Below are 12,104 nucleotides of genomic sequence, written 5' to 3' on the forward strand. Positions count from 1 at the left end.
GGTTGGTTCTTGCTTACGATTTAGACTGGCGATATCTCAGGTGTTTTCCGAGGCCATTCTCAACTGGTCGCCATGCAATTGACTCGGCAGTGACCTCAATATCGGATTCCGTGTAAGGTTTCTTTTGAATTGAGACCCAGCTGTTTGGCGGTCCTGTTAATGGTCCACCCATGAAATTCAAGGCAAGACGATATGTCTTTCCATCAGTCGTTATGTTGCCGCCCGCTAAGATTGAATCGCAATTGTCAGGCGTCGGATTGACTCTAATTCCAGTCACGCGTTCGCATTTGATTTCAATTGCTGGTAATGACCGATTCTGCCCTTGCAGGAAAAGAAGCGCAGATGTGTCAAGATGGCCAGGACAGCTCATTGCAAGATTCTCTGCAACATATGTTTCTGTTGCGATAGAAACTTCTCGCAGGCAGGCATCATGAAACCCTGCAAATTCGTGAAGCAGTCTATCAATTGATGATTGCGAATCTATACTAATCCACATGCTCGCTCCACAAAACCAACGCCCGCGTCACGCGCCGCCTTCTGGCGCGTCGCTGTGGACGCGGTCGTTAGAATTCCCTAAGCTTGTCATCGCGCATGGCCGAATATACATGATCGAAATGCCAATCGGCAATACCTTCCAACCCGGTGGCCAAGTATGTATTAGGAACTTGTATCTTCAAATCTATCAAATAGGCAAAGCGCTCAAGAATTGAGCTCTTCTGAATCACAGTTAAGCTGTCCCACCATGAAATTCTTATGGCGTGATTCTCACAGCAGGTAAAAGAAAAACGTAGTAGGGCGTCTTCTATAGACCCACCATTATGGATAAGAGCGGCGAGAGAGCCCATAAACTGACTACATATTTTGGAACTTTCCTTGTGCCATGCAAACGTAAATGACCATCCATTATGTACTGGTGCTGTAAAAAAGGTAATAAAACTTAATGGCGCAGGAAGGTCTAACAAGTCCTGCAGTTTTTGCCCAAGAAAATCATAATCAGGGTACAAGACGCCGGACAATTGAAAGTTCCATTTTGCCTTCGAGATAAAGCATACATATTCAAATTGGTCGAAATTGCCGTTTTTGACGTCTTTATCAAAAGTTGTCTTTATACCTTGAAGTCGAGCAAAACTGGCAACTGAGCCTTCATGAAAATTAGATATAAGCTTTTGAAGGCGCTGCGACATCTTTTCATGATTCAAAAACTTATTGAATGTGCGTACAGCATTTTCTTTAACAAAGTACTCACGGCATAAACAGCGATACGCGTATAAGGAAATTTGGACTGCGTTCGGAACTAATAATTTATTGTCGATTAGTCTAAATAACTCATTGTCATGTCGCTGACAGAATCCATCAAATGTGGATACCTTATTTACGCCAATCTTAGCAATTTGCGGACGTCCACCAGCCTTCTTCAGTGTTGAAATATTTGAACTGATTCTATAAACATGGCCATCTTCTTCTATGAGTCTCAACTGACCACTTTCTTGAATTGAATGAGCGCTGATAATTTTGTTACAGCGATTACCGCTATCATAGTGTAGACAGCGACCACGACTACGTTGCTTTTTTACTTCCGCCAAATAGCCTTTGAGAAGTGTCATATTGGAAAACTAACGCCGAGTTGAGCCCCGCGCTGTAGAGCGCGGGACTCGAACGACTTGTTATGTCTTACCCTTTGAAGAAGGGTAACAAAAGCCAGGAAAAGAAATTTTCAAAAATCGTTTTTATCGAATCAGACATCGTCGGCTTTACATAGATAACGTCATAACCCAAATCTTTCTTCGAAAATTTAATTAAATAAGGCACAGTGTTTCCGCTGGGCGCGTAACTTTTTAGCTTGTAAGCATCGAGCCAGACGAATTCATTGTCCACAATGGCTGTGCCTGTAATACGTATTTCCATTGGTAAATCAATCGAAATGCTGTCAGAGGTTTCTTTGTTTACACGGAATATTGTAGATTTGCCTGTGCTGTTGAAAGATGGATCAATAAACCATAAGTAATTATCATTTGTTATGTTGTCAGCATTTGTAATTGGCCATGATACATTAGCCTTTATGCTTGCGCTTACAAATGTTTTGTCTTTTTTAGAGAATTTTGCAAAGGACGGTTTATTATGAGGAATGTCCCGGGCCTCTCTAAAAACCCATAGCCAATCCTTGTCTCCAATTATTGTTGCTTTGAAAATCCAGTTACCGCCATCAAATTCATAACTATCGAGTTTACCGTTAAGCTTTGATTTGGAGACCAGAACAAGGACGCCTTGAGGAATATTATATTTTTGAGGCAGCCCTCCGCGAAAACAGGCGTACCAATAAGAGTGATCATCTTCCCATGTGTCTGTTACGATCAAATCTCTATTGTTATCGAAATGATATTCGCTGCGTGTTTTGGTTTTCCTATTATATTTTGCTCCCTTGAATAACCAATTATTAGTTTTATTATTTGGATCTTTAAGATATTTCATCTCCGTAACAAAATAATTTTCATCGTCCATTCCTGATAATGACTCAAAATTGCCAATTTCAATCACTTTATGAAAGACGCTCTTTTTGTCTATACCGTATATCACTCCGTTATGTTGCCAATCACCGTGGCGCTGCAAATAAACTAAATCCTCATTACTTATCATCTTGTTTGCCACAGTTTCATCTGAGTCCGGTATCGTAATCTTTTTGCCCCACTTATTCTTATCAATATCATACAACCTAATGAATGGTACAGCATTTCCTCTTGCTGTAGTCAGAACGACGTATAATGAATTATCAAACCTACCCATTTGAGTAGCTGTTGTTGAGGGAATATGAGTGCATGCTGAGAGCACGAGGAAGCAGCAATTAAACAATATAGAAATTAATCTTATTGAGGTCATGTGCATATTGACACCATAATATAACGCGGAGTTGAGACGCGCGTCTTTTGCGCGTCGGTCTCGAACGACAAGTTAACCTATTTTCGTGCAAGATGAGCTATTGCAATTTTTCCGGTTTGACTTCAGGAACAATAGCTTCTGCAAAATAGTCGTTTCCATGTGCATCAACTCCGATATAGGCCCATTTAATCTGCAAATCCTCAGGAGAAGCAGTCCAGTGCCAATTCACTGTACAGATCGCTTTACCTCCGGGACGTATCCATCCATCCTCGTCCATATCCTCCTTATGGAAGTACCAATCCATAAAATCTGAACCGCGAAGCACTTTATTCCGCACATTTCCTGCGAACCAGTTGCCCTGATTATTGAAATAGCCGTCGAACCAGATAACTTTTATCGGTCGGTTTGTATTATTGAGCACTTCGGTGCGGTAGAAGCGGGCATATGGGTAATGCATCTTCTGAATTAACTCTTTTGGAACATCGTTAATCGTAAGTGGCATGTGCGTTACTTGTAATCCACCTTCTGATCGATCTGTCTTTAAGGATCCCTTAACGCTACAGGAAACAATGCTGAGAATGGCTATAAACGAAATTAAATATGATATCGACTTCGAGATGTAATTTCTACTCATATGCTCCTCAGGGTTAACGACGAGTTGAGCCCCGCGCTGCAGAGCGCGGGACTCGAACGACTGGTTGGTTCTTTATCTATTTCGCATCGTATTTTTTATTGAGAAGGACAAGGGCAGATCCCGCGACATTGTGCCTTGAACTGTTCGTAAGCAATACCGCCGTATTCCACCATTTCAGAATAAATAATTTTCTCCGCCTCGACATCAATAATGACATCTGTTGCAGCTATTCTGCCCCACCAAACGCGAACTGTAAGAAGTTTTTCATTTATCCATTTCGGAGTGTCAATACCATCAATATCGTCATAGCTGTTGCTTAAAACATATTTGCGTTCTGTGAAAATATAAATGTCAGAATGCCGCGGATGTTTCGCATCAGACTGTTTTACCCAGAATGCATATGCTTTATTGGGAGAGAACGTTGCGTCAGCTGGAACTGGTTCGGCAATACGATTTAATTTGATTTTTGGACTTAGGTCCTTCCAAACCGGGCCTGAATGAAACATGCGAGGTTCTTTCCAGCATTCTGGACTTGTATGAAAGGCATACACGAGGGTTGGCACAGATAAAAATAAACAGACCAAGGCTGTTTGTACTGACTTAACCCGCATTATCTTCACTGCAACATCCTTTCTCCCGCTCAGAATCTTGGGACTAACCAGTTATTATCTAAACGGACTCTGGCATATAATAATAGATGCCGGTATATAATATTAGATGCAAGCATCCACTATTATATGCTTTTTAGGTTTATATTATTAGATGCTTTTCCCTTTTCCTGTCCTGACTGTCTGGCATCTAATATTATATGCTTTTCCAGTTCTGTCCCTTTGATCCTGCCGAATCGGATGAGCCACAATTTCACTTCCGGGTCCCATCTTCCCTTTGCAGTCCTGGCCTTATCCTGAAGTGCCGTTTCGGCAAACCCGATTCGCACCGGGACGAGCATATCATCGGGGATTTGGGACGCCGGCGGTGTCCATGGTTTCTTCTCGACGATGATCTCGGCCGTCTTTGCCCGCGTTCGACTCTCGATGTCGTAGCGATAGCGCACGCAGAGGAGCGCGTCTCCGTATTGAGCCAGCAGGTTCTTCGTCCCTTTTTGTCCCGGTTTAAGCTTCAGCCGCGTTCTCATCGCATGTCCTAAAGAAGTCTCATGGAGAGGCATAGATGCCATAATGTCTCGCGCACTGCACTCGTCAGGCGCGGTCCGTCGGCAGCACCGCCCGAGGCATTGAACAAATTTCGAACGTAAAGCCCGCGCCGGCCTTGATGGTGGGGTCGTTCCTGCCGAGAGCATGCGGGTCCGCGTCATCAGCGAGCTGCATCACGGCAATGCCGTAGCTACCCCTGGGGTCGGCAACGGGGCCGAACACGATGACGTGGCCGTCGTTCATCAATTGGCGCCAGTACGCCGAATGCTCCTGCATCAGCTTGGCTTCCGCCGGCGTCATGTCGGCGGGGAAGGTGGGTCTCGGCGGAATGAGCTTGAACAAATAGTACTTCATCCGGCGTCTCACACTTTGATGAATTTTATCCGTGATGATGCGAAAAGCAAATCTACTGTCAGCTTATCATCGTTCGAAATTTTCCGCAAGATGGGACTTCCCCATTTCCGCTGCATCCATGAAAAAGGGAATGAAAAAAAACAACTGCTGAGATGTCTCGCGCAAAGCCGCCAAGCCGCAAAGGGTGAATCTTGTCTTGAAATTAAGACAACTCAATTTGTTCATTAAGATCAAAACCCGCTTACGCAAGACGTAAAACACAAAATGTTGAATCCTGGTTTAAAAGCATTTGCCTTTCTTTGCGTCTTGGCGCCTTAGCGCGAAAATTGGCTTTTGACTCTTCAAAGTCGATTGACAACACGTTCGATCCCATCCTTGATAAGGGTTACGTTAAAATTAACAAGCAGGCCGAGCTTCATCCCGGTCAATTTTAAATAGGTTGTGAGCTGTTTTTTATGAACAGGTTGAACTTTCTCTACGGATTTCAATTCAATGATCACCAGATTTTCCACGATCAAATCCGCTCGAAAGCCAAGGTCAAGCCTGACATCTTCATAGTGCACCGGTATCCCGACTTCTTTTTCGCATTTCAATCCCGCCTTCTTCAATTCGTATATGAGAATTTCAAGATAGACTGATTCCAACAGCCCCGGCCCGAGTTTTGTGTGAATGTTATAGCAGCAGTTCACGACAATCTTCGATATCTGGTTTTCGTCCATCACTGGCCTTTCTTTGCGGCTTGGCGGCTCTCGTGCCCGCGCCTTCGAGCACTCGCTGCGAGAGCAGGGTATTGCGCGAGATAGGTTTTAATTTGCTTCTCTTCGTGGCTCCGTGGCGACCTGTGAGAACTGTTCTGTTTCTGAAAGCCTCTATTTGTATTTCCTCACCACCGCCGTGACCACGCCGGCGATCTTGAGCTCGTCCTTCGGCTTGATCGGACCGTACTTCGGGTTCGCGGGAACGAGTGTGACGCTGTCGCCGCGCTTCCGCAGGTACTTCATGGTCCACTGGCCGTCCACCTCGGCGATCACGATGTCGCCGCTCTTCGGCGTCTGCCCCCGGTCCACGATCACCATGTCGTTCGGAAGGATGCCCGCGCCGGTCATGGAGTCGCCGGTCACCCTGAGCAGGAACGAGGCCTCCCGGTTCTGGATGAGCATCTCGTCGAGGGAGAGCGTGTCGGCGAGCTCTTCCTCGGCAGGGCTCGGGAACCCGGCCTCGATCGTGCCGAGCATCGCGGTCGTTCCGCCCGACGGTCTGCTGCCTGGTGAAAAGGTTCCGACGAAGGTGAAGGGGACGGTTTTGTTCTTTACGGGAAAGGGAAGTATCATTTTTTCACCACGGGCGCCTTCGGCGCACACAGATAAACACGGGTTTTTTATAAGGTGATTTTATTATAGGTGAACAGATGTTCACTGTCAAGGGGAATCCCGGTCCTCACTTTTCCACGGGATCCGATCCCGCATACTGTTATAATTTATATGGTTATCCATCGGGCAAGAGGTTTCCCATGTGCGGACGATTCGAGATCCACAGCGCCCTCGAGATCATCCTGAAGATATTCCAGGTCGATTCCATCACCTTCGACCTCATGCCGAGCTACAACATCGCCCCGGGCCAGGACATCCCTATCGTGATCAATGACAACGGCAACCGGCTCGTCCTGAGCAGGTGGGGCTTCGTGCCGAGCTGGTCCAGGGAGCTCAATGCCGGATACAAGATGATCAATGCCCGGGCCGAGACCGTCGCGACACTTCCCTCGTTCCGGGACGCCTTCGCGAACCATCGCTGCCTCGTGCCGGCAGACGGGTTCTTCGAATGGAAGAAAACCGACAAGGCGAGGCTGCCCCGTCTCATCCGCCTCCGGTCGGGAAGGCCGATGGGATTTGCGGGGCTGTACAATGCCTGGCACTCGCCGGAAGGGGAGGAGGTCCTGACCTGCACGATCATCACGACCAGCGCGAACGAAGCGGTCAAAGAGCTCCACGATCGGATGCCCGCGATCCTTCCCGAGAACGCTTTCGATCAGTGGCTCGATCCCGGCGAGCACGACGCGAAGAAACTGCTGCCGCTGCTCAAGCCCTGTGCGCCGGATGAGATCGAGGTCTATCCCGTCACGCCGAAGATGAATTCCTACCAGTACAACGATCCCGAGAATATCAGGCCAATCCCGGAATGAGATTTGAGGCATCCACGATTTTCTTTCTTGTCATTTAGGGCAGGGTTAAACTATACTCGATGCAACGTCGATAAATGGCACATGGCTGAGAACTTGTTTGCGTGCTTGCCGGCCGGAAAAGCCTATTACACGGCAGACTTTGGCGGACAGCCTAACCCGGACAAGCCGGATCAAAACCAGAAGCTAAAGGCGTCTCTCGCGGAGCACGCGGAGGACGCAGAGCTTAAAACCAAAGCCCGAAAGTCTTTCATGGCGAATTATTTTTTGATTTTCTCTGCGAGATCTGCGCCTCTGCGAGAAATTTTCTTGCCGTTTTGTAAAGAATTTGATTTGTTAGTTACCACGTCCAGCCTTGTTGTCCGGTGATCGAGGCAGCGCATATATTATTAGACTGCGGGGCGGTATAGGTGCGGTCTGGGGCTAAGTTAGCGAGTTGGCGTGGTGCTTGAGGCAGCGGCCACAGCAGCCATGCCCTCATTTGACCTGCCGGTAATTAATACGAATACCGGAGCCGTTGAGGTCAGGAAGCTGAATGATGTAGCTGATATGGTTGGTATTACGCTCAAGTTGCGATACTCACTTTAAGAGTGATCGCTGCTACAAGAAGCGTTCGGCCAGTCTGTAGGTCGGGCAGAGCGAAGCGGAACCCGATATGAATACTGAAAGCGTCATCATGCAATATCATCTTCCCATACTATCTCGATCGCTCGTTTCAATCTGCCTCCTCGCCGTTCTCTCCGGCTGCGCCACGACACAGACCTTCATCCATGCCGTGGGTTCGAAGCCACCTCTTTGCAAGGCGCGTTCACGACAGGAGTCAGCCTTGGTGCTCTGGGGGACCGCGTGGCGGGACAATCAAAAGGAACCGCGGCTCCGCGAGGAGATGGCATCGAAGGCCATTGCGGAATTTTTCAGCGGCCGATCATGTTACGCGAAGGCCACCATACTGAGATCGATCGAGGGCCGTGAGGCTGTTACTCTCTCCGACGTCGATGCTCTGAAATTTGCGAACGCGCTTCCGGAAAAATACAGCAGGATCATCATGCTCCGTGTCGAGGAACTGGGGCCACTCCTCATCTTTTATCTCTCGCCGATTCTGTGGGAGGGCGGGACGGACGTGGTGCTTCGGGTCAGGGAGCTTGATGCGGACGCTTCTGCTCTTGACTCCGATCTCGATATCCACTGGAAGAACAGCGGAGCCTTTGTCCTGAAAGGAACGAAGTCTCTCGAGCAGGACCTTCAATCGGCGCTCGAGAAAGTTTTCCTGAATCAATAGGTCATACGAGCTTCATCTATTTTCGAGGCGGGAGTCAACCATGTGGGACAAAAGATACGATACCGATGAATACGTTTACGGCAAGAAGCCGAATGAGTTCCTGGTGAGCATGAGCCACCAGATCCGGCAGGGCAGGGTCCTGTGCCTGGCCGAGGGCGAAGGCAGGAACGCCGTGTACCTCGCGACGCTGGGTCATCGTGTGCTGGCCGTGGATTCGTCTTCCGTGGGCCTCAAAAAAGCCAAGCTGCTTGCTGCGGAGAACAATGTGACGATCGAGACGCAGGTGGCTGACCTTGACCATCTCGAGATCGAGCCGGAAGCATGGGACGGGATCGTGTCCATCTTCGCCCAGGTGCCTTCCTCCCTCCGGAAAAGGCTTCATAACAAAGTCATTCAGGGCCTGCGCCCCGACGGGGTGTTCATACTCGAAGCATACACGCCGGAACAGCTCAAGCATAAGACCGGCGGCCCGCCTGACGAGGACAAGATGATGACCTTGAGCGGCCTCAGGCAGGAACTGGAGGGCCTGAGGTTCGTTCATGCCAGGGAATTCGAGCGGGACGTCATTGAGGGAAAACTGCACACGGGCAGGGGCGCGGTCGTGCAGGTGGTTGCAGTGAAGCCGTAGTTCATCGGATTTAGCGTTTCCCAGCAGTTGTGAAAGGAATGCCGCGCTCGTCCGTCGTTTCTGCAAGTGGAACAATTCAAGTCGGGAACCAATGCCGATGAAGAATTCCGGACAAGCTGGAAGATGGACTAAATTTCCTTCTATATATACTTCTATATATAGTCCTCTCTCCTGACCTCGCCCCTGATCGGCTCTCTTGCCAGAAACCGCTTTACATTCTCGATTGCCAGCCTCGTCGCTTTTTCATTGATGCCCGAAACGATCGCCGAATTGTGCGGGGAACCCAGCACGTTGGGCAGCGTGAAGAACGGGTAACTTGTCTTGAAGCTGCCATGCCCAAAGGGTTCGAACCACCAGGCATCGATGCCTGCCTTGAATTCCGGATGGCCGACCAGGTGGTCGTAGAGGGCCTTTTCATCGATGATTTGACCGCGGGCGACATTGATGAGGATTGCATCCGGCTTCATTGCTTCCAGCTCCTGTTTTCCGATAAGGCCCCGCGTCGTTTTGTTGAGCGGCAGGGATACGACCACGATATCCGACGCGGTGAGGACCGCGTCCAGGTTCTTGAGTGTGCCGATGAAGTCCACGGGCTCCTCGGTCCTGCCGCTCGTGTTCACCGCGCGGACCCGGACCCCGAGTCCGCTCATCAGGCGGGCGACGGCCTTTCCGATGCCGCCGAAGCCCAGGATCCCGCAGACCGATCCTTGCAGCAGGTCGTTCATCCGTGACTGGTTGAACTCGCCGTGGGCGAGGTTCGCGTGTTCCCGGTGCAGGTGTTTCGTAAGCGCGAGCGCCATGGCAAGGACGTGCTCGGCCATGGGCTCTGCATAGGCCCCGACATTGCTCGCAATGACGACGTCACGGGGGATCTCCCGGAAGGGCAGATGGTCTGCTCCGGCCGAAAGGAGCTGGATCATGCGCAGGTTCTTCAACAGGCCTAGCCCTCCGAAGGCGAGCTCCTTCGGCAGGTTCCAGGTCAGGAACACGTCCGCGTCCATGAGCGTCTGTTCCCGCAGCCCGGTCGGCTGGTCAGCAAGAAAGGAAAGCTTCACACCATCGCCGAAAAAGCCCCGGATCTGCGCGCGTCGTGCGTCTTTCACGGCATAGGTTACAACGATGTGAGGTTTGCCTGAAGCGTCCATGCCCTGCTCCCCCGTTCGTGCGGCCAAGGAGGCCGAAGGAAAAGACCCCCGGCATCTCCCGAAAGCCACTATACTTTCTATTATAAGGCATTTATGACGGAAAGCGGCCTGTGAGGAAAAAGACAGCATGCCTGAACTGCCTGATATCGAAGTCTATCGGGAAGCACTGAGCGAGCGCATCCTTGGTCAGCCGCTCCTGCGTCTGCGCATCGTTCATCCCTTCCTGCTGCGGACAGCGGAGCCGCCTGTTTCGGCAGTCGAGAACAGGCGGGTTGTGGAGCTCCGCCGCATCGGCAAGCGCATAGCCATCGGTTTCGAGGGAGACCTCTGGATCGTCATGCATCTGATGATCGCCGGACGGCTGCACTGGCGTAAGCCTGGCGCCGCGCTCCGGGGCAAGACGGAACTGGCAGCGTTCGATTTCCCGGCCGGAAGCCTCGTGTTGACCGAGGCGGGAACAAAAAAGCAGGCTTCCCTCCATCTCGTGCAGGGAGGGGATGCCCTTCGCGCTTTCGATCCGGGCGGCATCGAAGTCCTGGCTGCCGGCCTCGAGACGTTCTCCTTTGTCCTGACAGGCGCGAACCACACCCTCAAGCGGGCCTTGACGGATCCGCACCTTTTCAGCGGGATCGGCAACGCCTATTCCGACGAGATCCTGTTCCGGGCGCGGCTCTCGCCCGCGGCGATGACCGAAAAGCTCACGCAGCTCGAGATTGGAAGGCTCTACACTGCTGCGCGGGAGACATTGGCCGAATGGACAGACCGGCTCCGGGGGGAAGCCGTTGGCAAGTTCCCGGAGAAGGTCACCGCGTTTCGAAAGGACATGGCAGTCCATGGGCGGTATGGCCAGGCATGCACGGTATGCGGTTCGTTGATCCAGAGGATCCGCTACGCCTCGAACGAATGCAACTACTGCGCACGGTGCCAGAACGAGGGAAGACTGCTCGCCGACCGAGGCTTGTCGCGGCTGCTCAAGAAGGACTGGCCGCGGACCATCGAGGAGCTTGAGAAGCGGTACGGCAAACCCCGTTCGGACCGCTCCCGCACGCCTTAAATTCGTTCTCTCTCCTTTACATTCATGGTTCGATGTGCTAAATAAATCCCATGAAATTCATCATCCCCTGCGGCGCTGCCGTCCTTCTTTTGCTCGCCATTTCAGCGCCGCTGTTCGCCTCTCCCTTCACAGGACTGACCGTAACCCGCATCGAGGTCCAGGACGACCTTGGCAGGCCATGGCAGGACCACGGACAAATCAGTCAGCTCATGGTCGTGAAGACCGGGGACAGGTTCTCGTCCGAGGCAGTGCGGGATGGCATCAAGTACCTTTACCTTACCGGAAAATTCCGCGACATCCGGGTGGACGGTTTCGCGGACGACGGCGGCGTGAGGCTGGTCTATACCCTCGTGCCCGTGACCGTCGTGAACGCCATTCTGGTCAGGGGAAACAAGGAGCTCCCGGCGTCGCGGATCCGCGGCGAACTGCGCGGCGTGGAAGGCCGGGAACTGCGGGAGGACAAGTTCCCCGATTACCGGACCGGCATCCAGCTGCTGTACCAGGCCGAGGGCTATTACGGCGCGGAGGTGGACTTCAGGGTAGAACCGCTGCCTCAGGCCCACCAGGTCGACCTTATCGTATCCATCGCGGAGCGGGAGCGGACGATGATCGGCGACATCGATTTCTCGGGCAACAGTGTGTTCCCGAAAAAGAAGCTCCTCAAGACGATGAAGAGCGAGCCCGGAGGGCCGCTCAGAACGAATGTGCTGCTCGACCATGATATCCCCGCCATCGTGGAGAAATACGCCGATGCGGGGTATCCGGCCGTGAAGCAGGGGGCCGTGGACGTCGGCTTCCGGGAGGGA

General features: G+C 51.2%; 15 protein-coding genes. 5 read left to right on the forward strand and 10 right to left on the reverse strand.

Annotated features, from left to right (window positions below):
• Positions 1–13 precede the first annotated feature (13 nt).
• The 9 genes from VL197_07890 to umuD all read right to left on the reverse strand — a co-directional run bounded on the left by VL197_07890 (position 14) and on the right by umuD (position 6,347).
• On the reverse strand, positions 14–496 hold the full coding sequence (locus VL197_07890) for a hypothetical protein (GenBank protein ID HUJ17899.1): 483 nt from the start codon (positions 494–496) through the stop codon (positions 14–16).
• Between the two features lie 67 nt (positions 497–563).
• The gene (locus VL197_07895; GenBank protein ID HUJ17900.1) at positions 564–1,604 is read right to left on the reverse strand and encodes a hypothetical protein; all 1,041 of its coding nucleotides are present in this window, start codon (positions 1,602–1,604) and stop codon (positions 564–566) included.
• Positions 1,605–1,671: 67 nt separating this feature from the next.
• Entirely contained in the window at positions 1,672–2,646 is a 975-nt protein-coding gene (locus tag VL197_07900) for a hypothetical protein (protein ID HUJ17901.1), read from the reverse strand.
• 325 nt (positions 2,647–2,971) lie between these two features.
• The gene (locus tag VL197_07905; protein HUJ17902.1) at positions 2,972–3,376 is read right to left on the reverse strand and encodes a hypothetical protein; all 405 of its coding nucleotides are present in this window, start codon (positions 3,374–3,376) and stop codon (positions 2,972–2,974) included.
• Between the two features lie 227 nt (positions 3,377–3,603).
• Entirely contained in the window at positions 3,604–4,128 is a 525-nt protein-coding gene (locus VL197_07910; protein HUJ17903.1) for a hypothetical protein, read from the reverse strand.
• Between the two features lie 113 nt (positions 4,129–4,241).
• Positions 4,242–4,562, reverse strand: a complete 321-nt coding sequence (locus VL197_07915; GenBank protein ID HUJ17904.1) for a hypothetical protein — start codon at positions 4,560–4,562, stop codon at positions 4,242–4,244.
• Between the two features lie 145 nt (positions 4,563–4,707).
• Positions 4,708–5,016: a YciI family protein gene (locus tag VL197_07920; GenBank protein ID HUJ17905.1), complete on the reverse strand. Its 309-nt coding sequence runs from the start codon at positions 5,014–5,016 to the stop codon at positions 4,708–4,710.
• A 341-nt stretch (positions 5,017–5,357) separates the two neighbouring features.
• Entirely contained in the window at positions 5,358–5,735 is a 378-nt protein-coding gene (locus VL197_07925) for a GxxExxY protein (protein ID HUJ17906.1), read from the reverse strand.
• Positions 5,736–5,885: 150 nt separating this feature from the next.
• On the reverse strand, positions 5,886–6,347 hold the full coding sequence (umuD, locus tag VL197_07930; protein HUJ17907.1) for a translesion error-prone DNA polymerase V autoproteolytic subunit: 462 nt from the start codon (positions 6,345–6,347) through the stop codon (positions 5,886–5,888).
• A 179-nt stretch (positions 6,348–6,526) separates the two neighbouring features.
• Here umuD and VL197_07935 point away from each other — a divergent pair, with 179 nt between their 5' ends.
• The 3 genes from VL197_07935 to VL197_07945 all read left to right on the forward strand — a co-directional run bounded on the left by VL197_07935 (position 6,527) and on the right by VL197_07945 (position 9,099).
• Entirely contained in the window at positions 6,527–7,195 is a 669-nt protein-coding gene (locus VL197_07935) for an SOS response-associated peptidase (GenBank protein ID HUJ17908.1), read from the forward strand.
• Between the two features lie 652 nt (positions 7,196–7,847).
• On the forward strand, positions 7,848–8,471 hold the full coding sequence (locus VL197_07940; GenBank protein ID HUJ17909.1) for a hypothetical protein: 624 nt from the start codon (positions 7,848–7,850) through the stop codon (positions 8,469–8,471).
• A gap of 40 nt (positions 8,472–8,511) precedes the next feature.
• Positions 8,512–9,099 carry a class I SAM-dependent methyltransferase gene (locus tag VL197_07945; protein ID HUJ17910.1) on the forward strand — a complete coding sequence of 196 codons (588 nt, stop codon included), beginning with the start codon at positions 8,512–8,514 and terminating at the stop codon, positions 9,097–9,099.
• A 152-nt stretch (positions 9,100–9,251) separates the two neighbouring features.
• On the opposite strand, the gene VL197_07950 is transcribed toward VL197_07945, so the two are convergent.
• Positions 9,252–10,244 carry a 2-hydroxyacid dehydrogenase gene (locus VL197_07950; GenBank protein ID HUJ17911.1) on the reverse strand — a complete coding sequence of 331 codons (993 nt, stop codon included), beginning with the start codon at positions 10,242–10,244 and terminating at the stop codon, positions 9,252–9,254.
• A gap of 127 nt (positions 10,245–10,371) precedes the next feature.
• Between VL197_07950 and VL197_07955 the strand changes: the two genes are divergently transcribed.
• Both VL197_07955 and VL197_07960 read left to right on the forward strand, forming a co-directional pair.
• On the forward strand, positions 10,372–11,298 hold the full coding sequence (locus VL197_07955; protein ID HUJ17912.1) for a DNA-formamidopyrimidine glycosylase family protein: 927 nt from the start codon (positions 10,372–10,374) through the stop codon (positions 11,296–11,298).
• Positions 11,299–11,348: 50 nt separating this feature from the next.
• The coding region (locus VL197_07960) for a POTRA domain-containing protein (GenBank protein ID HUJ17913.1) at positions 11,349–12,104 on the forward strand (756 nt) is incomplete at its 3' end.

The organism is Nitrospirota bacterium (genome assembly GCA_035516965.1).
Classification (GTDB): domain Bacteria; phylum Nitrospirota; class UBA9217; order UBA9217; family UBA9217; genus MHEA01.

Bases quoted from the DNA above. Each gene is read 5' to 3' on its own strand.
- VL197_07890 (HUJ17899.1), bottom strand. From the start codon at position 496: ATGTGGATTAGTATAGATTCGCAATCATCAATTGATAGACTGCTTCAC.
- VL197_07895 (HUJ17900.1), bottom strand. From the start codon at position 1,604: ATGACACTTCTCAAAGGCTATTTGGCGGAAGTAAAAAAGCAACGTAGT.
- VL197_07905 (HUJ17902.1), bottom strand. From the start codon at position 3,376: ATGCCACTTACGATTAACGATGTTCCAAAAGAGTTAATTCAGAAGATG.
- VL197_07920 (HUJ17905.1), bottom strand. From the start codon at position 5,016: ATGAAGTACTATTTGTTCAAGCTCATTCCGCCGAGACCCACCTTCCCC.
- VL197_07925 (HUJ17906.1), bottom strand. From the start codon at position 5,735: ATGGACGAAAACCAGATATCGAAGATTGTCGTGAACTGCTGCTATAAC.
- umuD (HUJ17907.1), bottom strand. From the start codon at position 6,347: ATGATACTTCCCTTTCCCGTAAAGAACAAAACCGTCCCCTTCACCTTC.
- VL197_07935 (HUJ17908.1), top strand. From the start codon at position 6,527: ATGTGCGGACGATTCGAGATCCACAGCGCCCTCGAGATCATCCTGAAG.
- VL197_07940 (HUJ17909.1), top strand. From the start codon at position 7,848: ATGAATACTGAAAGCGTCATCATGCAATATCATCTTCCCATACTATCT.
- VL197_07945 (HUJ17910.1), top strand. From the start codon at position 8,512: ATGTGGGACAAAAGATACGATACCGATGAATACGTTTACGGCAAGAAG.
- VL197_07950 (HUJ17911.1), bottom strand. From the start codon at position 10,244: ATGGACGCTTCAGGCAAACCTCACATCGTTGTAACCTATGCCGTGAAA.
- VL197_07955 (HUJ17912.1), top strand. From the start codon at position 10,372: ATGCCTGAACTGCCTGATATCGAAGTCTATCGGGAAGCACTGAGCGAG.